The organism is Mucilaginibacter jinjuensis (genome assembly GCF_028596025.1).
Lineage (GTDB): Bacteria > Bacteroidota > Bacteroidia > Sphingobacteriales > Sphingobacteriaceae > Mucilaginibacter > Mucilaginibacter jinjuensis.
On record NZ_CP117167.1, the window covers coordinates 4,118,308 to 4,138,645 of the forward strand.

Annotated in this window: 16 protein-coding genes; 1 reads left to right on the forward strand and 15 read right to left on the reverse strand. The window is 42.4% G+C overall.

Going from position 1 to position 20,338, the window contains the following annotated elements; genetic code table 11:
- Window positions 1-69 precede the first annotated feature (69 nt).
- Entirely contained in the window at window positions 70-1,260 is a 1,191-nt protein-coding gene (locus PQO05_RS17955; protein ID WP_273628814.1) for an alginate lyase family protein, read from the reverse strand.
- 453 nt (window positions 1,261-1,713) lie between these two features.
- On the opposite strand from PQO05_RS17955, the gene PQO05_RS17960 reads away from it, so the two are divergent.
- On the forward strand, window positions 1,714-2,331 hold the full coding sequence (locus PQO05_RS17960; RefSeq protein WP_273628815.1) for a hypothetical protein: 618 nt from the start codon (window positions 1,714-1,716) through the stop codon (window positions 2,329-2,331).
- A 3-nt stretch (window positions 2,332-2,334) separates the two neighbouring features.
- On the opposite strand, the gene PQO05_RS17965 is transcribed toward PQO05_RS17960, so the two are convergent.
- The 14 genes from PQO05_RS17965 to PQO05_RS18030 form a co-directional block, all read right to left on the reverse strand.
- The gene (locus PQO05_RS17965) at window positions 2,335-3,027 is read right to left on the reverse strand and encodes a DUF2461 domain-containing protein (RefSeq protein ID WP_273628816.1); all 693 of its coding nucleotides are present in this window, start codon (window positions 3,025-3,027) and stop codon (window positions 2,335-2,337) included.
- Between the two features lie 59 nt (window positions 3,028-3,086).
- Window positions 3,087-5,777: a response regulator gene (locus PQO05_RS17970; protein ID WP_273628817.1), complete on the reverse strand. Its 2,691-nt coding sequence runs from the start codon at window positions 5,775-5,777 to the stop codon at window positions 3,087-3,089.
- A gap of 159 nt (window positions 5,778-5,936) precedes the next feature.
- A complete protein-coding gene (locus PQO05_RS17975; protein WP_273628818.1) occupies window positions 5,937-6,308 on the reverse strand; it encodes a DMT family transporter in 372 nt (123 codons plus the stop codon).
- A gap of 3 nt (window positions 6,309-6,311) precedes the next feature.
- Window positions 6,312-7,274: a sterol desaturase family protein gene (locus PQO05_RS17980; protein ID WP_273628819.1), complete on the reverse strand. Its 963-nt coding sequence runs from the start codon at window positions 7,272-7,274 to the stop codon at window positions 6,312-6,314.
- A gap of 2 nt (window positions 7,275-7,276) precedes the next feature.
- Window positions 7,277-8,707 carry an HAD-IA family hydrolase gene (locus PQO05_RS17985; protein WP_273628820.1) on the reverse strand — a complete coding sequence of 477 codons (1,431 nt, stop codon included), beginning with the start codon at window positions 8,705-8,707 and terminating at the stop codon, window positions 7,277-7,279.
- Window positions 8,708-8,717: 10 nt separating this feature from the next.
- Window positions 8,718-9,521: an SDR family oxidoreductase gene (locus PQO05_RS17990; RefSeq protein ID WP_273628821.1), complete on the reverse strand. Its 804-nt coding sequence runs from the start codon at window positions 9,519-9,521 to the stop codon at window positions 8,718-8,720.
- 1 nt (window position 9,522) lies between these two features.
- On the reverse strand, window positions 9,523-10,869 hold the full coding sequence (locus PQO05_RS17995; RefSeq protein ID WP_273628822.1) for an aminotransferase class III-fold pyridoxal phosphate-dependent enzyme: 1,347 nt from the start codon (window positions 10,867-10,869) through the stop codon (window positions 9,523-9,525).
- Window positions 10,870-10,875: 6 nt separating this feature from the next.
- Complete coding sequence (locus PQO05_RS18000) at window positions 10,876-11,814, reverse strand: transketolase family protein (RefSeq protein WP_273628823.1); 939 nt, start codon at window positions 11,812-11,814, stop codon at window positions 10,876-10,878.
- Between the two features lies 1 nt (window position 11,815).
- Window positions 11,816-12,679, reverse strand: coding sequence for a transketolase (locus PQO05_RS18005; protein ID WP_273628824.1), 864 nt, complete (start codon window positions 12,677-12,679; stop codon window positions 11,816-11,818).
- Window positions 12,680-12,702: 23 nt separating this feature from the next.
- Entirely contained in the window at window positions 12,703-13,521 is an 819-nt protein-coding gene (locus PQO05_RS18010) for a glycosyltransferase family protein (RefSeq protein WP_273628825.1), read from the reverse strand.
- Between the two features lie 6 nt (window positions 13,522-13,527).
- Window positions 13,528-14,583, reverse strand: coding sequence for a hypothetical protein (locus PQO05_RS18015; protein ID WP_273628826.1), 1,056 nt, complete (start codon window positions 14,581-14,583; stop codon window positions 13,528-13,530).
- A 242-nt stretch (window positions 14,584-14,825) separates the two neighbouring features.
- On the reverse strand, window positions 14,826-15,665 hold the full coding sequence (locus PQO05_RS18020; protein ID WP_273628827.1) for a phosphatidylinositol-specific phospholipase C/glycerophosphodiester phosphodiesterase family protein: 840 nt from the start codon (window positions 15,663-15,665) through the stop codon (window positions 14,826-14,828).
- Window positions 15,666-15,810: 145 nt separating this feature from the next.
- Complete coding sequence (locus tag PQO05_RS18025; protein WP_273628828.1) at window positions 15,811-16,137, reverse strand: RNA recognition motif domain-containing protein; 327 nt, start codon at window positions 16,135-16,137, stop codon at window positions 15,811-15,813.
- A 101-nt stretch (window positions 16,138-16,238) separates the two neighbouring features.
- Window positions 16,239-20,210 carry a hypothetical protein gene (locus PQO05_RS18030; protein ID WP_273628829.1) on the reverse strand — a complete coding sequence of 1,324 codons (3,972 nt, stop codon included), beginning with the start codon at window positions 20,208-20,210 and terminating at the stop codon, window positions 16,239-16,241.
- Window positions 20,211-20,338 lie beyond the last annotated feature (128 nt).

Sequence of the window (20,338 nt, forward strand, 5' to 3'; positions counted from 1 at the left end):
CAACAAACAGACACTGCCCTTAAAACGGGTAGTGTCTGTTTTTGATTCTTATATCTTAACCAGACCGTATTAATTCAATACCACGTTATGGTGAGTGTAGTTAGTCCAGCATAAGAAACTTACGTCTCCGCCTGGTAAGCCATCGCTATCAGGATTGTAATGGCTTTGTATATAATTTGTTGCCGTGGTGTTGTAATGCCTGTCGGCGCTGTTAATGCCCGGCCATATTTTACCAGAAGTTGTACAGTTGGTGCATGTAGGTGGGTTTGAAAGTGTATTGGTATACCATTGATACTGGTAGTTATACCCTGCCAATAAACGGCTGTTACTTGCCGAATAGATAGACAGATCGCCCTGGATACCGGCAATATTTGCGGCATAGCTTAAACCGGTAAGTGAATACTGGAAGTGTACACAATCATTATGGCTGCCGCAAATTTCGTTCGGCATGGAGCCATCGGCATTAATATCTAAAGGCAATACCGTTTTAATCAGGTTTAGGCCATTATTATAAACGGTTTGATTGTCTTCAAAAACACCGATAGCCATTTCTGCGTAACCTTCAGAAATATCCCAGTTATTGTGGTAACCTGGGTCGGTGGCATGTACTACGTATTGGTTTAACAAGCGGTTTAAGAAGGTAACAAACTGGGTATTTTCGGCGGTGGTCCAACCCGCAGCTGCGCCGGTAGTTGGCTGGTAATATTTAATAATTTCTGCAGCGGCTGCAAAAGTTGGGGCCGCCCATGATGCTTCTAAAGCTGCCTGGTGGCTGTTATCGCCGGTAACACTCATGTTTCTGAATGCGTTTGCCCAGCCATCTAAAATTTGTTTAACAGTGGTAGCGTAAGAGGCAGTACCTGTTTTGGCCCAACGCAATGCCAGGGCATAAGCAAGCAATGCATCGCCCTTAAAGCTGGTTTCATCTGGTGTTACCACACCACCGGCTACACCAACGGTTGCTTTGTAATTACCGCTGGGGCTGTGGTTATTGCAATAGTTTAATACATACTGATAAGCAGCAAGGCGGTCGGCATTGCCAGAGTTGGCCTGGTTGGCTATAATATCCAGGCTTTGCTGGGTATTTAATATACCTGGATGGATAAAGGTTGTGGCTGTTGCGTTAACTGTTTTGGTTGCCGCAGATTTTGCTGCCGGTTGGGCGGCCATATCTTTTTTGGTACATTTTACCAGCAATACGGCTACCAGTAACACAGCAATTGATGTGATAATTGAGTAGGAAATTTTACGTGTTCTCATTTAAGTTATGTTTAATGGTAAGTTAAATACCCCTCTTCTGCAAACAGTTATAACGATACGACATGCCGTTCTTCAAATCAAATAAAGCTTACCCGCTTTAGGGGAAAACGGACTTACAAAAGGTAAAATTGGTTAACTAAATACAAGAAAGATTCGGCAACTAAGCTATAAATATTTTCATAAATAACTGATTATTAACTATATAAAACAAAATCAATACACATAACACACAAGGCGCTTACTACAGAAAAAGCATATTGTACAAATCCAATCGATTTTGCACAAACAAAAAATTTATTTAGTGATACGCCTTGCCCGCATATTTCTTTTAAAGAAACATACGATATAAATAGTATACTTGAATTATAAACACAGAAATTGCAGCATTAAAAAGATTATTGTTATTTGAAGGCTGCAAATATTAGAGAGATTGTTGAGATATAATTAAAAAATATGCTGCAAAATCGTGTCGACCCGAAAGGAAATATCATACAAACCAGTGCCCGCGGCGCCTGGATGGGTAATCGCGGGCAATTGCATGACCGGGGAAAGACTATTTTACGCCCATTTAAATTGAAGGCATGGATTACCTGTGTGCTTGAATTTAAAGACAGGCACCGGCAGGTAATGGCACCGGGGTTGTATACCGAATTATTTTTCCTCGACGAAGCCACTGCCTTTGCTGCCGGCCATCGCCCCTGCTTTGAATGCCGGCGCGAAGATGCCAAAAAGTTTAAAACAGCCTGGTTAAAGGGTAATCCGGAATATCAATTTAATGATAAAACAACCATAAGTAAAATAGACGATATTATCCACGCAGAACGGCTTGACAAAGACGGCCACAAGGTTACTTTTAAAGCATATCTGAAAAATTTACCCGATGGTGTTTTTATTGAGATCGATGCTGAACCTTACCTCCTGACCAATAAACAAATTTACCATTGGACACCATTTGGTTATGAACAAGGCCAGCCATTACCCGATGCAAACGAAGTAACTATACTTACGCCCAAATCTATCATTAATGCATTTGCCGCCGGATATCAACCACAGATGCGGATTGAAGATTAAGTGTTAAAGCAAATTGCCATTAACATCGGTAGATAATATATCGCTCATATAATCAAAGAAAGGGCGCATGTTTTTGAATGCTTGATTGGCTTCATCCAGAAATGATGGCGCAAGCACCTGTTCGTCCGTAAACCTTTTGATCAATAAAAACTGTTTATAGCGTAACAGGTCTATCGCTTCGTTATCAGCGGCAAAACCTTGTGGGGTTGTTTTAAGCTGTTCGCCTTGTAAGGTGCCAAATGTTGTGATAAATGTGTCTGCATTAAGGATTTGCCTCAATGGGATAGGGTCATAACTAATATCTTCACGAATGCGCTTTAAATCGGCTGTATTAGGGTTACGGAACCCGCCGATTACAAAATTATTGCCCGGCTCAATGTGGAAATAGTAGCCGCCCCTGCGCTGTTTAGTTGCGCGTTTAAAACTACCACTCCACCATTGTTTGTAAGGCGTTTTATCAGTCGAAAAACGGGTATCTCTGTAAATGCGATAGAGGCTTTTATTACCCGATGGTGTTTCTATCAGGTCATGACTATTCAGTTCGGCTAGCAGCAGATCGGCAAAGTTTTCGATGTAGGCACGTTGTTCCAGAAACTCATCTTTATGGGCATTAAACCAATCGCGGTTATTGTTTTGTGTTAATGTCTCTAAAAACTTAAAAGCCGATTTCGGTATAATAGATTGCTGCTTTGCCATAGTACTACAAAGAAAGTGAATCTATGCAATAGAATTTATCTGTACTGTGTAAAGCTTTGTTAATGCACATTGTTGTAATTAGCGGCCTCTGTTAAAACATCTAACAGGGCTTCAATTCTTAATGGTTTTGGCAGGTAAAAATTCATGCCGATATTAATGCACAGGTCTTTATCCTCCTGCATGGCATTGGCCGTCATGGCAATAATAATAGGCTGTTTCTCCATATTGCTGCGAATAATTTGCGTGGCTTCCAAGCCATCCATTTCTGGCATTTGGATGTCCATTAATACCACATCATACTCGTTTAGTTCCATCATGGCCAAAAGCTCTACACCATTATTAGCAATGTGTGGTTCATAACCCAGCTTATGCAATATCCTGACGATCAGTTTCTGGTTAATCAGGTTATCCTCGGCAATAATAATCCGCATCGGATATTTTTCAGAAAATTCCTTGCTTAATAAGATTTGTACAGGTTCTACCTTTTGAGGTTCGATTGCCTGGCTTAACACCATTTCTATCACCTTACATAAATGCTGCTGTTTAACTGGTTTGGTTAATACAGATGCGAACAAATCGGGATATTTACCTTTAGTTTCATCACCAATTGAACTCAGCAGCACGATAGGAAGATTTTTATACTTCTCTTTAATTTGCCTGCTCAACTGTACGCCATCCATTTCTGGCATTTGCATATCGCTTATTATTAAATCAAAAGATTGTCCCGTTAGTATCTGCAAAGCCTCATCTCCTGATGATGCCATAACCGGTATTAAACGCCATTGCTCCAGCTGCACCCTCAATATTTTACGGTTGGTGGCATTATCATCAACCACCAGAACACGCTTATTCTCGTGCCCTTCCATGTTGTATTGCACCACGGTACGTACCGCCTGCCTGCTAATTTCGGCCTCAATAGTAAAGTGAAATGCAGTACCCAAGCCTACCTGGCTCTCTACAATAATATTACCCTGCATTAAGTGTACTAAACGCTCACAAATAGCCAAGCCCAAACCACTACCACCGTACTTACGGGTGGTTGAAGAATCAACCTGGGAGAAAGCCTGGAACAAATGAGCTATCTTATCTTTCGGGATACCTATGCCTGTATCGCGCACCTCAAAGGCAAGCTCCAGTTTCTGGTCGTCTGTACGTTTAAGCAGGCTTATACCTAAAAACACTTCGCCTTTGCTGGTAAATTTAATAGCGTTGCCTAACAGGTTAATCAGCACTTGTTTTAAGCGCATGCTATCGGCTACCAACTGCAGCGGCACTTCATGATCTATCTGATAAACAAGGTCCAAACCACTGTGTGCAGCTTTACCTGCAAACATATCCATCACTTCTTCAATACATTGGCGAAGGTCAAAATCGTGCGGGTCTAATTCCAATTTGCCCGATTCTATCTTCGAAAAATCGAGAATATCGTTAATTACATTCAGCAGCGTTTCGCCACTTCGCTGTACGGTCTCTACATACTCACGCTGTTCGGCATCGAGGTTAGTATCGTGCAGTAACGAAGCCATACCCAAAACCCCATTCATCGGCGTACGGATTTCGTGGCTCATGGTAGCCAGGAAAACACTTTTAGCCTGGTTAGCTTTCTCTGCCTCTTCGCGGGCTATATGCTCCTGCTCTTTCTGTAGCTTCAGTTCTTCATTCAGGATCTGGAACTCTTCAGATTGTGCCTGCAATTCCTCCGATTGTACCTGCAGCTCTTCATTTAACGACTGCAACTCTTCTGACCTGTAGTTAAGCCTGTAAATAAATGATTTAAGCGTCGATTTTAGCAGGTTGAAATCATTGTAAAGTTTCTCGATCTCCGTACTGTTCGGCATGATGCTGTTCTCGGTCTTCAGATCCTGAATATCCTCGAAATCAGATTTAATAAACGCCTCCATTTGCTGGTTTAACTCCTTAATGTCACGCGTTAAAAACCTCGGCAGTATCAAGCTGATGGTTAATATAATGATGAGCAGTAAAACAGATACCGCTACCAATATCAACGTAAAAGTAAGCTGCAACTGGTTAGTAATATTGATGGCTTGCGTACCTGTAAGGTTATATTGTTGCTCAAACTTGTTGATATTATCCAGAATACGCGGTACAACACCATCTTGCTGACCAATGCCCAGTTTTTCGGCATAATTAACCAGTTGGGCAAATCTGGCTTTGTAATTTATTAAAGCGCCGTAGCTCTTACTATTCGCCGGCGTTTTTTTAATTAAAGCATCTATCTGGCTAAAAAACAGTGTAGCATATTCGCTTCTTCCACGTAGCATATAATCTTTCTCGTGCCTTCTTAATTGCAGGATATCATATTTGGCTACCGCGCTCGAGTCCTCTATCCAATGCGCAGACTTCCGCATCTGGCCTTCCATGCCATAATCTTCGAACCCTTTATTGTAATAAAGTCCCTTTAACTCGTTACCCAAGGCCAGGCTATGTGCACTAAGGTTAATCAGGCTATCCAACTGCTCATTAATATTGATATGGTTTTGGTTGGCCTTCTGTTTTAAATTATGCAGGTGATAGGTTATCGTTTTTTGAAGCAGCAAAAACTGATCGACATCCAGTTGGTTACCCGAGCGGTAAAATATGGGCGAATGGAAACCCGACAGCATAAATTTTTGCAGGTAACCGGTGCTCTCCAGATACTGGATCTGGATGCGGGTAAGATCGCTGGTAAACGAAGTGAGTTGCTTTTGTTTATGGTTAATAAACAGGTAAGAAATTACCCAGATTAACACAACGGCAATAAAAGAAAAGAAGCTCAAAAAGAGCCTTGCCTTAAAAGATTTTAGAATTGTAAGATTAAATATGCGCACGGTTGATGATACGTAAAACACGCACCCTGGATGTTAGAGATATATTAAGTTTATGTAATGATTATATTTAGAAAAGCAAACTTACTGCGCCACAGCATAATACTTCAACCCCAATATGCCGATCATGATGAGCAGCATAAAAAAAATCTCTTTCCAGGAGATGCCCTGATGGAGCCAAAGCACTTCGGTAAGCTTTAACATGGCAAGTGTAGCGGCCGTCCAAACGGCAAAAGCGGTAGCAGTAGATAGTTGTTTAATGGCCAGGGAAAAGAAATACACGTTGGCAATACCAAAAACAATGTATCCGATGAGCGGCGCCATAATTAACAAGCCCGAATCTTTATAAAAATTAGACCAGCTCAATAATTTGAAATTCCCGAAATTGAGGTACTTGACCGAGTAAGTCCAGGCGGTTTCAAATACGGCAGCAATAATTAAATAGATCCAGGCCAAGTGTTAGGTATTAGAGTAAGTTTCGTTGGTTTCTACAGCATTAGTCGAATAAGCCTTTTGGAGCTTATGCTTCTTATATTTTACCTTAACTGGCGCTTTGTTCCACCAGCTTACTGCCCGTTTCATGGCATCGGGTCGCAGGTTATAGTACCTTTTAAACCAGCTATATTTTAACAGCTTTTGCTCGTCGAACCGTTTTACGGAGAAGGCGTGTTGCAGAAAATAGTCTTTTGGATAATCATAACCTAATCCCCAGTTCTCTGGCTTATTGCCCGGCGCGTGGCCCGGGTTGTAAACCGTTTTAAACATATAATCCCATATCGAAAGCTTGGTACCGAAGTTGGCATGAAAAACTTCCTGGTAATTGGCATGGTGCCATAAGTGCAGCTCGGGCGAATTTAAGAAGTATCTCAGTTTGCCCATCTTTACATTTACGTTAGCATGGATAAACATACCAAACATGGCATCAATCAGTGCTTTAATAGGCACTACTTCGGGTGCTGCACCTAATAATATAATGGGCGCAAATTCGATGGTTTGATTGATGATGATCTCTACCACGTGTGAGCGCGAACCAGCCAGAAAGTCGACCTCCTTTCCTGAATGATGTGCCTCGTGTGTTCTCCAAAAGAACTTACTGCTATGCTGAAAACGGTGGAACAGGTAGATATACAGATCATGCACTACCACAAAGAAGATCACCTGCACCGCCAGCGGCCAGTCTTTCACAAACTGAAAATGCGACCAGTTAAAATGGTGTTGCAAGGGCGCAATAATATAATCGAAGATGAGGATCTTCAAAAAATAGCTTTGGATGATGGTATACCAAACCAGATCAATCCAAAAGCCTTCCCTAAAAAAGGGAAGGCCTTTACGGTACGGACTAATTCGCTCCCAGGCAATAATGAATATTACCCAGCAAATTAGTATGGTAGTAGTTATGGTTAAGAGTTTCTCTTGCGGCATTATTAAATAACCGGTTTTTCTTTATACTCAGGGCTGATGTTTACGCGCAGGCGTTTCATCGGCCCAATTTCTGATTCATATACTTTTTTCACACCGTCGCCGGCTGCAATTTCCACATCGCGGATATCGCGTACCATACGTTGGAAGCCCTGCGGTTCAACAGATGCAGCGTGATCCGATCCCCACATCGCACGATCAAGCGTAAAGTGTCTCTCCACAAACGTTGCACCCATAGCTACGGCAGCAACCGTGGTAGCCAAACCAGTTTCGTGGCCAGAATAACCAATTGGAATACCTGCATATTTAGCCTCCAAAGTCTGGATCATTTTCAGGTTCAACTCTTGTGGCGGGCAAGGATATGCTGATGTTGCATGAGCAATAAACAAGGGATAGTTAGCATCAAAAGCATTGATATAAGCCATGGTATCCTCAATCTCTTTCATGGTAGACATGCCGGTTGACAGCATCAGCGGTTTCCCTGTTTCCAGGATACGTTGGATCAGTTCGAAATCAGTCAACGAAGCCGAAGCCAGTTTGTAGATCACGGTATCAAAACGCTCCATAAAATCAACCGAAGGTGCATCCCAGGCAGATACAAACCAGTCGATACCCAGTTTTTTACAATATTGGTCGATAGCTGCATATTCGGCAATGCCAAACTCAGTTTTACGTTTGTAGTCGATATAGGTAATACGGCCCCAAGGGGTATCGCGCATCATTTCCCATTGATCTTTAGGTACGCAAATCTCTGGTGTGCGTTTTTGAAATTTCACGGCATCAGCTTTGGCAGCAACAGCCTCATCAATTAACTGTTTAGCAGTTTCTAATGAGCCATTATGGTTAATACCAATCTCAGCAATAATATAGCAAGGATGGCCTTTACCAATTACACGGCCGGTGTTTAGGGTAATGGTACCATCTTTAACTACTACATTGTTTTTAGAGTCGATAATCAATTCTGCAAGTTCACGGAAACAGCCTTCGCCGCCTTTGGCTTCGCAAACCAAATCGGCGTGTGCTTTAACATAAGGCATGGCATCAGACGGGCAGGCGGTTAAACCGGCCAGCAGCATAATCTCAATATCGTTATAATCATCGCCAATGTAGGCAACCTCGTGCGGCTCAAGATCTAATCTGTTGCAGATCTCTTTAAAAACCTCTGGTTTATCTTTAACACCCAGGTGCAGTTCTGTGATCTGCAATTTTTCGGCACGTTTAATTACCGATGGTGAACGCTCGCCGGTAATAATGCCGGTATCTACACCTGCATATTTGCGCAGGCGCTCCACACCCATACCATCACGGATGCTGAATTTCTTAAGGTTTTCACCCAACTCATCATAATAAACCCCCGCATCGGTTAATACACCGTCGCAATCTGTAAGCAGTAATTTAATGGCAGATGCCTTCTGTTTTAAAATTTCGTTTATCATAATTGTGATTTTAAATTGCTGTCCAACCGCCGTCAACCACCAGGTTTGCCCCCGTCATGTAAGCCGAAGCTTCACTTGCCAGAAACACTAAAGCACCCTGGTAATCATTGGCTTTTGCCATACGGCCTAGTGGTGTTTTGGCCGCATAGTTTTGTATAAAAAATTCGTTCTGATTATTCTCTACTCCGCCCGGCGAAAGCGTATTTACTCTTACGCCCTTATGCCCCCAGTATGAAGCCAAAAAGCGTGTAAAATTGATTACCGCACCTTTGGTTACCGGGTATGCTGCCGATTTATAAAAGGTTTGTTCGCCGCACTCGTCACGATAGATGGATTGATCTGGCCCAACAATGCCGTATGTAGAAGCAATATTAATGATACTGCCACTGCCCTGCTGCGCCATTACCGAACCTAATACTTGTGCGCATAAAAACACACCGGTTATGTTTACATCGATTGATTGTTGAAAAGCTTCCAGCGGATAATTCTCGAAAGCCGAAAGCTCTTTGGCCATCGCCGGGTTCTCGAACATATCGTTGATAGCAGCATTGTTCACCAACACATCAATCGTTCCATATTTTTCGATTACTGCAGCCCTTACTTTTTCTATCGATGCTTTATCGGTTACGTTTAGGGCTATACCCAGATGATTATTGCCAAATTGAGCTGCAAATGCAATGGCTGCTTCTCCGTTAATATCGGCAATCACCACATTAGCACCGGCATTAGCCAGAGCTTCGCAATGCTTTTTACCGATGAGACCTAACGCCCCGGTAACTATGGCTGTTTTATTTTGTAGCGAAAACAAATCCATACTATGCCTCGGCAACCGTTTTAGGTTTAATGTTATAATTGCTCACCTTGCGGAACACGGCTTCCAGCACTTCGCCTTTTAAATAGCTTTTTACATCGCCGCTTAAAATGGCTTCTTTAACTATCGGTAATACTTCGTGGTAAGCAGATAATGTATATGCAATATCCTGGCTACTATGGCTGTAGCACATATTATGGAAACCAGCCCAAAGCACACCGCGCTTAATCATTTCCTGCTGCATCAGGGTTTTTAGTTCCAGGCCATTACCTGCCTGCGGCGTAAAGGTTACCATAGTACGGCAATTAAAACCGATACATTTAGTGTATTGATCCATACCGAAAACTTTGGCCAGTTGGTTATAGCCATCTTTTAGTAATGCACCCTTCTCGTTCAGGTATTGCGGTACGTTTTCATCGCGCAGTTCATTAATTGTTGCGATGCATGCCGCCAGTGATAAAGCTTCGCCACCGAAAGTGGTATAGCTGAATACTTCATTATTAAACAGCTCCATTACATCGGCACGGCCTGTTAATAATGCGATAGGCATACCGTTGGCACATGCTTTTGAAAAAACAGCCAGATCGGCCTTTACATTGAAATATTCCTGTGCGCCACCTAATGCGATGCGAAAACCAGTCCACATTTCATCGAAAATGAGCAGTGTACCGTTGGCTTTACATACTTCGGCTAACTCCTGCAAAAAGCCAGGTTTTGGTGCTTCGAAAATGAATGGTTCCAATATCAGGGCAGCTACGGTTTCATCAAGCGCAGCTTTGATTGATTCTATATCGTTATACTCGAAAGTATAGGTCATATCCTGGATAGCTTCAGGGATACCTGCGTTGCGGCTGGTAATACCGATATACCAATCGTGCCAGCCATGGTAACCGCAGCAAAATACTTTATCGCGACCGGTAAAGGCACGTGCCACACGGATAGCAGCCGAACATACATCAGCACCTGTTTTGGCGATCTTAACAGCTTCGGCATTAGGGATAACTTCCTGAACTAACTCTGCAAGCTCAACTTCCAGTGGGTGCATCAGTGAAAAGGTGATACCATCTTCTAACTGGCGACGGATGGCCTCATCAACCACTGGGTAAGCATAACCCAATGAAACCGGACCAATGGCAGCATTAAAATCGATAAACTCGTTACCATCTGCATCCCACACGTGCGAACCTTTACCTTTTACCAGGTATTTAGGCGCCACACCTTTGGTAAACTGACCTGGGCCTTTAGCCAACGTCTGTGTAACAGGTTTCTGCACTTTTAAAGCGCGTTCATATATTTTATCAGACTCGCTGATGATCGGAAAATTATTAGTTAACTGGATCTTATTAGCCATAATGCTTTATTCTGAAAATTGAGGAGTTAAAACTGCTGGTTGCTGGTAACGGGTTTTGTAGCCCAATATTTTTTCGGCTATTTGCTTGCCTGTGAAGCCTTCGTGCTGTAATACGGCAGGTAGTAATGCGGGTTTAAACCATTTCTCGTTCAGGGCGATAGGCAATACTCTTGCTGTGGTAGCGTACTTCAATAATACTTCGGCCACTATGGTATACAAACCGCCAGTTTGAAAATGATCTTCGAGGGTAACCAACAATTTACTATTTGCTGCGGTATTCAGTATCGCTTCTTCGTCAACCGGTTTCAGGCTGCGCATATTGATAAGGCCTACCGATAAACCTTCGTTTCTAAGCATCTCAACAGCGATTAATGCCTGCTCAAACAATAAGCCATAAGTTAATATAGTTACATCTGCACCCTCGGCAACAATCTCGGCTTTACCAAACTCATAAGGCGCATGCACATAACCGGTTTGGCGGGTGTTAATGCGCGTATAAGCCGGGTCTTCAGATTCCCAGATCTCTGGCAGCATTTTAATCAGATCATCTTCATCAGCCGGGGCAAATACCGTCATATTGGGGATGCCGCGCATGATGGAGATATCTTCAATGGCCTGGTGGGTTGGCCCGTTAGCATCTGATAAAAACCCTGGTATAAAGCCGCTTAGCTTCACCGGCAAATCTGCAATACCAACATCGGTACGTACAAATTCGAAGGCGCGCATAGTTAAAAACGCAGCCAGTGCATGTACAACGGGAATACGGTTGCGCAGGGCTAAACCGGCAGCTGCGCCTATCATGGTTTGCTCGGTAATGCCGGTATCTATAAATCGTTTGCCTAATATGCCGGGCAGGTTGCGCACAAGCGCGCGGTTCTCGGCCGTCATCACAATAATCTGCTCGTCGGCTAAGGCTGTTTGGGTTAAAAGTTCTTCGTATGTCATACTATCTGACAATTAAAGTTTCGGATGTTAATGATGTAGTGTCGTGACCGTGAAGCTCCATTAATAAATGCGCTACCTCTTCGCCAGAGAAGTTACAGAACCAGCGATCGGCGCGTTCCTGGATGCTTGGTAAGCCCTTGCCCCTGATGGTATCGGCTATAATTACGCTTACTTTTCCTTCCTTAAATGAGTAATGAGTAAAAGCGTCGTGAAGTGCTGTAAAGTCGTGCCCATTGATGCGTTTTACCGATGCCCCGAAGGCTTCGAACTTATCGGCAAGCGGCTCCAAAGGGATCAAATCTTCGGTGCGCACATTGGCTTGGAAATGGTTGCGATCTACCACAAAAATGAGGTTATCTAAATGATAAGCATTGGCTACAAGCAAGGCTTCCCAGCATGTACCTTCGTTCAGTTCGCCATCGCCCAAAATGCAGACTACTTTATTTTCGCCGCCGCTAATTTTAATATCCATAGCCACACCTACAGCTACCGAAGGCAGGTGACCCAGCGAGCCAGAATGAAACTCAACTCCCGGGACACGGGTGTTAGGGTGCCAGTAGATATAATCATCGATAGAAAGATGGTTCTGTAAACGTTCTTTATGGATTAAGCCCAGCTCGGCCAATGTGCCGTACAAGGCGGGTACATCATGACCTTTTGATAAGAAAAGGTAGTCGCGTTCCGGATCGTATAAGTTGGCCTGGGTAATATTTAAGAACCGGCCATACAGGTAAACTATCAGATCGACCGCCGAAAGTGAGGCGCCTGTAAAGCAGCCACCACCGGTTGACATACGTACAATATGCTCTCTCACTTTTAGGGCTATTGCCTCTAATTCCTGGTCGTTATAATTATTTCTTTGCACTATATTATTAGGTTATAAGGTTGTTATACTGTTTGTAAAGGCGCTTGCCTGGTTTGCTCTGCCGCAATGGTTTTCAGCTCATTTAAATGATTGCGGTACCAGTTTACACCGGCATACTGTGCATTAATTTCATAGATCTCGGGCTTGCGCTGAAGCAGGTCGAGGATATCCTGGCAGGAGAAGTTATCGCGGGTGCGGTAAAGTTCTTCGAACACCCGTTTGATGAACTGATAATCCTCCGGATAATCAATAGTAAAACGGTGCGACATGGAGTAGTTCAACCCGGTTTGCCATTCCAAATTTCCTATTCGGAACAACTCGGGGTTTTCCCAGATGTATGGTGTGGTATGCTCTAACTCTAGTGGGCGTGTTGCACCATCCCAGGCTTTTTGTAAGCAGGCCATGGTCATTATCTCTACGTCATTACCATCCGGGTGCGTGGCAGGATGCAGATTGCTCACATAATCATATTTCCCCCTATTGTTGAAGAAATAATCGAGCACATCGTCTACAATGCGGGGGTCTATCAGCGGGCAATCAGAAGGAATCTTTAATACCACATCTGCCTCAAATAAGCGGGCGGCCTGGTAATGGCGATCAAGTACGTTGTCGAGGCTTCCACGGTAATATGGTATACTAAGTCGTTTGGCTTCCTCAACTATCACATCATCTTCGAGATTCACGGATGTGGCAATAACTACTGTTGCACGATGGCGTATGATGAGCAAACGCTCTACCATACGGGCCAGTAAGGTTTTACCTAGTAAGGGCATCATTACTTTACCCGGCAAACGGCTCGAAGCCATGCGGGCCTGAACAATAATTACTACTTTATCTGCCATAACCACTTATCTTATATTCAATATTTCTGCATATTCCCGAATCGCCTTCTTTTGCACCGGTATCATTTGCGGATTAAAGCTTGCTTTATCACCTTTATGTTTAAGGTACCGGCGGCACAGGCCTGCAATACTTTTGGCCGATGTTCCGCCGTTTTGTTCGGGGCAAAGCCTTTCCAACTGCTCCAGATCGAACCAGGAATGCACTTTTTTACCTAAAGCAATACCGGTATACACCACGGTTGAGTATTGGGTAATGAGTTCGCAGCAATTTGCAATCATGTGATTGGTGTTGCCCGACCTGTAAACCATTGTACTCTCGGGCGCGTGCTGGCGGATCTCCAGTTCGGCCCTTTCAAAATTCTCGTTAGGGTGGAGCTTAAAAAGCAGTGGCCTGCCATTGGCTATTTCTACTGCTTCTCTTATAAATGCCGGCCTGTTCTCGAAACGAAAGGTTTCGCGCATATCTGTGGTAGCCACCATCACATAATCGCGATATGGGAAATCGTTATCCAGAAACTGCTCTATATCATCGTAGTTAGGCATGCCGGTTACCACTATTTTACGGGCGTCTGTGCCTTTTTCTGTAAAGTATTGTTTGTATCCCTGCGAGGCTGCGCAATAGATGTCACAAACGTTTGATGAGCCGTTGAGCGAAGTATTACCACACAGCGATGGCGGCAGCTTTAAGGCTTTAACTATTTTGCTGAGTATATTATACTTATCAACCATGCCCTCTTGTACCCATAAGGTTTTGCCTTTACGCATACGGGCAGGGATCAGCATATCTGAGCAATAAACTACCAGATCATAAGTATTGAGCTTAGCCTGATAATCTATCTGTAAACCGTGCTGTCTTAAATAAGCTTCGGATTTTAACCTGAACTTATCAGACATAATAATGCCGTTAAATATGGTGGTACGATGAAGCAGGAAATTACCGAAAGACCAATCTGTAAATAACTGGCTAAACCAGCAGTCCATGTCAGGCAGCTCATTAGCTATCTGATGCATCTGAGAAGTTTGATTCAAGGAACCGGTAATAAACAATACCTTTTTCTTCATGTGCCCGGGGCTATTAGTTAGTGAATTGTGAGTTGTGGGTGAGTGAACGAAACAATCACAAACTCGTTAATCAAAACTCTCAACTCATTTATATCAACAGTGTTACTGGAGAAAATTTGGATTTCTATATCAATAGTTATACAAGTCCACCTTCTCGCATTTATTAAAAGTAAACGGGCAATCTTTAAATAATAAGAACTTAAGATTATCAAATTATGAAGCGCATTAACTTAATATTATCATTACTCTGCCTTAGCATAGTTTTTAGAACTTGAGGTAAGGAAATCCCTCAATACCACCAGTTTATCGGTATTAATAAGGTCTACTCCACAGCTTAATAATTCTTTCCACACCGTTTCATTTTCGGGCGATGCCCATAACCTTACCTTCTTACCAAATTTGTGGGCAATCATTACAAAAGCGCATAAACGATCGTGCTCCGGTGGCGGTATAGTTCCTTCGCCCCGCCATTTTAATATTCTGGAATATTTGCAGCTGGCAGTTTGGTAAACGTTTTTGGCAAGGGTATCCTGTTTAACCCGCATCAGGTCTTCGTCTATAAACGCCAGGCGGCTTTGCTGACTTTTTAATAATTGGTATGGCTTATGCCCGGTTAATACCACGGTGATCTGGCGCTGAATAAATTCGCCAGATTCGTACCCAGAAATAATCGATCTGTATTTATCGAGCAGTACTTCTAATGCTTCGTAAGTTTTGTCGGCATCAGATTTAATGTCGATCATCAGCATTACCGGGTAAGCCGGGCAGGCTATTTGATTTTTACCGGCAATACAATCTGCCAGTGGCTGGAAGTAAAGACGTTCGAGTGTTTTTTGTTTTTTTAGGATGGGCAGCATGTGCGCCACCACCAATTTACCACCGCGCAAATAAATATCGGCTTCTACGTGGGTGTAGCCATTATCTAATGCATCATACAACGGGCGTTTATGCCAGTAATCGTTATGTGCAAATGCGTTTATTAAGGAATAATTTTGGGAGTCGGCTTTATGGCTGATCAAAATCAGCAGCGGGAAGAGGAATAATTTGAGGTGCTTCAGACAATGCTTTGCTGCTTGCATCATTTATAAATTATACAGCAAAGCTACAGCCTCAATATTTCCAAATTATTAGGTTTTGGTAAAGTGTTATTATACTTATTGTTAAGTTGCCCGTGTAATATTAAATGCATGTACATAAACAGCATTTAAAGTACAGATCTGGGATTTTTTAAATCCGGCGTCTTGGGCGTTTCGCTTTTTCGGGTGCGAAATTATTATTGCGCACAACTCTTTTGTAAACAGGCGCTACAGGTTTCTCTTCAACCAGGTTTACTTTAAGTTCCCGGTCGCCCATTTCGGTACCATTGAGGGCCTCTGCTGCGTTTTGCGCTGCGGCAAGTTCAAGCATTTCTACAAATGCGTAGCCTTTACAAATACCTGTTGCACGGTCGCGCACAATCTTAATTGTACTTACATCACCAAAAGGTGCAAAAAGCTGTACTATCGTAAGCTCATCTGTTTGTAAAGGAAATCCTCCTATAAATATTTTTACCATTGCTTAGATTACAAAGTTAGAGAATCTTCTGCGATATGCATAGCTATACTTCCATAAACAAGTTATATTGAAACATATATGTATAACCTTATTACCTATTATCAGGTAACCTTGCTCTCTGATGAATTAAAGAACGAAAATATCTTTAAAACGGTTGGTACTCCAACTGCAATTGCGGTTAAATATTTAACCAGTGTGGTGTAGGTTTCCTGTTGCGAGGCCAAAAGGAAGATAAGTACAGCAACAATCAGTATAACCAAAGGCACTTTAAGCTTGCTCCAATTGCCGTTATCCCTGATCTGCCGCTGAATTTGCATTGCTTCTGTACCACCAATTGCAGTAAGGATAAAGTTGCGGAAACCGTGGTTGAAAATTTTCAGGATGCCGTTTTCACGAATAATTAAGCCTTTGCAAATTAACAGGATCAGGTTATAATCATCATAGGGGTTAACCAGCCCATCCTCGGCAAGGTCGTACAACAAAAACTTCTCTTCTTTGGTTAACGACTGCCACATATACATATAAAAGTAATGCGCTGTAATACCCAGTTTAATGGACAATGATTCGATCCCGACCTTGTTTTTATCAGTCACCCTTTTTGCCAGCATATCTGCTATAGGTTTCCCCATATTATCAAAAAAGTGCCCGCTCCTGGTTTCGTACATCAAAATTTTCTGCCATGTAGGGTCGTTCACATCGGGGGTTACGTCTTCGCTGTTTAGTTTTTGAATAGCAATTTTAAAATGCCCCAATAATACATGCCATCTCTCCAAATCATGTTCTGGCGCGCGGTTAGGTGCAGGGGTATTGGCATCACTTGCGCCACTTGTTGCCATGGCTGCATACGCGGCTTGCTGGCTGTTTAGTGAATCGAGGAAGTTAATAGGATGCACCGTAGAGATAATAATTACCTTACGGGGATTATCCTGCAACAGCTCTTCCAGAAAATTAAGTTTCAGACGGTTTGATACCGGGTTCTTAATATCATATCCAAAGTGATCAACAATAACCAGATCATATTTAGGATCAAGCGCATCTTTTTTCAGGTCAGTCCAATCGGTATCATTTTCGGCAATATCCTTATCATTAGGCATCAGGATCATATCAGCCACATAATAGTTGATCTTTTTTAATGTATTATCCCCCATCATTTTATCAGGGGCTTTACCATTGATCAGATCCATTATTTTTTTCATCTTCCCTGAGCCGGGTGAGCCAATCAGGAATATGCGCGAGTTGAGTTCATTATCTTTGAGTAATAAAGTATCAATATCCTGCCAACAGGTTTCGGCCGGCAGGTTTAGGGCAAACAACCTTCTGAGGATATAATGTAATGAGAGCCAAAAGAACGCAAGCGCCCCAAAAAACAAAACCCAGTAAATAAACCCTAAATATCCTTTAACGGGTAGCTTATAATTAAGGTCGCCCGATTTAACTTCCAGATAAGATTTATCATTTAAGTGATAATAAGTAACACCAACACCCTTCTCCAGCAGGCTGCTGTATTGCCATGAGCTATCTGTAGGGTCGCGGTCAAACTCATTCATGCCGGTGATCTGGTTTTTATCACCAATGGTTAACAACTTAAATAAAGTACGGGTACAAGAATCTCCTTTAGAATGATACAGCGTGTCTTTCTTATCAATAATTTTAACACTATTTATCCAGGTATGATCTATATACCGGCTTGCCGAATCTAATGCCTTGGTATTAGCCAGATAATTTTCCTGTATTGTTTTGGCAAACTGTACATGGCGGTAACGCGTAACCAGCTTAATTTCATAGTTAGTAATGGAGATATAAAAAAGCAATACAGGCAAGCCGCTGGTAATAATAAACCGGGTAAATGTCATTAGCGAAAAGCCCCGGATATAATTGGCTGTAATTGGGGTGTTAAGACGTTCTTTTAACTTATCATGAAAAAATAAAATACTGCCCAGTATGAGTATTAAAAGAACCTGGAAAATTAATAACCGCCCAATTTCTGTTTGATACGCGGCAACTGCATCTAATAATACGATGATACCGGCCAGTGCAATTACCGCATTAACTTTAAGCCGGTACTTATCAATATCGTACGCCTTGTAAAAGATTGCATAAAGTGCGTTTAAGAAAAGATATGATAAACCGGATGCAGTTAAAAGCATATAAAAGCATTCCAGGAAGTGTGTGTTCCCAATCCAGCAGAGCAATAGTAGAATAGTGGCTATATTACCCCATAAGGCCAGTTTATATTCCTGCCGGAACCGGCTGTCGGGGCCGATCCATGAAATATCAAAATAATGCTTTCTGTAGTAATGCTTTTTTACCGATAGCACAAATACGATAAACAGCTCGAGCGCCAGTACAATAAAGAAGGTAAAGAGCATGGAGAAGCTGAACACAAAGCTGTTGAGGGCACGGATATTATCGTACGACTTGTCTTCCATGATTACAATGGCATACGGAAGATCAGCAAGCGGGCTTAGGTAAACATTATATTGTTTGCCCGAGTATTTGGTATTAAAAAGTTTATCGCTGTGCGCACCTAAAGCAGCTTTAAGCTCATCCTGTGCAGAAAACTGGGTGGTAAGGTTTTCATTCAACTGCTTAGACTTATTGGCGTGATAAAGAACATCACCCTGCATATTGATGATACAATAAAGAAAGCCCGGTGTAAGCACAGGATGATCGAACGTTTTAAGATCAAACGACATGGCAGTATACGGGGCACCCCCACCCTTATGGGGTATGGCCATAACCGATGTAAAGATGCCCGTTGTCCACGAGGTTACCTGTTCTATGTAGAACGGTTTCTGAGAATCATGTTTGAGATATAATGGCTGTTGATTTTTTAACCTGTAAAAGTATGCCCGGTTAGAGAAATCACCCGGCGGTGGCCGTTTATGGTCGGGCATCCACGATTCCTGCATTTCATGCCCATCTGTGTTTAGCTGGTAAAGCTGGTTTACCTTTGTATTGCTTAAAATGCCCTGAAGCTTATTATAGATCAGGCTGTCATCCCAAAGATCCTTTTTGGGATACTTTACCTGCGATTTATTATGATCATATATGGAATCTGCTGTAACTAATACATTGTAAGTCTGGGCAACTTCGTCGCTTAGGCTATCCTTAATGGTTGCGCTCATCCGCTTACTTATACCTTCAAAATCGGAAACACCGTTACGAAAAGAGCCATTATAGGAAAGAAACGTAAAAAACAGTACCGACATCAGCAGCATTGGGATGGCCAGCGAGAGCAACCCGTCCATGGCGGTCATCCGGTCCTGGCCCCCCATCTGGTAAAGTTTTATCCAGGGCAATGCCAGGATAGCCGTAACCGCAATTAATAATAAAAATAACACTACCTGTTCGGGCAATTCATTTCTTTCTGAGTTGTAGTGCTTTTTGGTTAACAGCCCGGCAATAATAATTGGTGAAGCGGTTTTAAGGTTTAATTGTTGTGAGAAAAGCTTATAGGAGCCCCCACTTAACGAAACATCTTTTACCTGTGCGTTTGCAAACGCGCTTTTTTTGCTCTTTAACGAATCGGCAATCATTTGGGTAATGCCGCTTGGGAAACTCTGGTAAATTACATTTGACTGGCTAAGAATGATATACTCATCAAAAACATCGCCCGGAAGCAGTGGTTCTATAAACTGCTTAAAAGTATAGGTGATTTTAATTTGCACTTTGCCGGTATCTATCCCTATTGAAAGTGCCTCATCATCAAAGTTAACCGTTGTATCTTCGGCAGTATTGCCTTTAGGGTTTTTATACCGGGTATTAATAGAGAGATTAAAATCTTTTTGGGGATAGCTGTCGATATAACGATGTATTTTCGCGGTATCGTAGTCGGCAGCGTTTGCTTTATAATTACGAATGAGGTTATGTACCAAAGCCAGCGAATTATCTACCTTATCTGATATTTTTTGTTCTGTGTTTTGTAGCGCCCTAAACTGCTTTGTTTCTAAATTAATTTGATTATGAGGCACATAAACAAAGAAATACAAAACACCGAGTACCAATATTACAATCAGTGTGGCAATAATTACGCTTTGGCTGCGGCTGAAGGAAAAAAGATTCTTAAACATGGTATAGGTTTTATGCCTCCCGAAAACAATGCGGTTAACAGAAGTATTATTAAGAAATTTTTCTTACCAATAACATGGCAAATTAATGCCTGTGTTGACCGGTAAATACCGGCTATTTTGAAAGTTTC

Coding starts and splice junctions, on each gene's coding strand:
- PQO05_RS17955 (WP_273628814.1), bottom strand. CDS start 1,260: ATGAGAACACGTAAAATTTCCTACTCAATTATCACATCAATTGCTGTG.
- PQO05_RS17960 (WP_273628815.1), top strand. CDS start 1,714: ATGCTGCAAAATCGTGTCGACCCGAAAGGAAATATCATACAAACCAGT.
- PQO05_RS17965 (WP_273628816.1), bottom strand. CDS start 3,027: ATGGCAAAGCAGCAATCTATTATACCGAAATCGGCTTTTAAGTTTTTA.
- PQO05_RS17980 (WP_273628819.1), bottom strand. CDS start 7,274: ATGCCGCAAGAGAAACTCTTAACCATAACTACTACCATACTAATTTGC.
- PQO05_RS17985 (WP_273628820.1), bottom strand. CDS start 8,707: ATGATAAACGAAATTTTAAAACAGAAGGCATCTGCCATTAAATTACTG.
- PQO05_RS17990 (WP_273628821.1), bottom strand. CDS start 9,521: ATGGATTTGTTTTCGCTACAAAATAAAACAGCCATAGTTACCGGGGCG.
- PQO05_RS17995 (WP_273628822.1), bottom strand. CDS start 10,869: ATGGCTAATAAGATCCAGTTAACTAATAATTTTCCGATCATCAGCGAG.
- PQO05_RS18000 (WP_273628823.1), bottom strand. CDS start 11,814: ATGACATACGAAGAACTTTTAACCCAAACAGCCTTAGCCGACGAGCAG.
- PQO05_RS18010 (WP_273628825.1), bottom strand. CDS start 13,521: ATGGCAGATAAAGTAGTAATTATTGTTCAGGCCCGCATGGCTTCGAGC.
- PQO05_RS18015 (WP_273628826.1), bottom strand. CDS start 14,583: ATGAAGAAAAAGGTATTGTTTATTACCGGTTCCTTGAATCAAACTTCT.
- PQO05_RS18020 (WP_273628827.1), bottom strand. CDS start 15,665: ATGATGCAAGCAGCAAAGCATTGTCTGAAGCACCTCAAATTATTCCTC.
- PQO05_RS18025 (WP_273628828.1), bottom strand. CDS start 16,137: ATGGTAAAAATATTTATAGGAGGATTTCCTTTACAAACAGATGAGCTT.
- PQO05_RS18030 (WP_273628829.1), bottom strand. CDS start 20,210: ATGTTTAAGAATCTTTTTTCCTTCAGCCGCAGCCAAAGCGTAATTATT.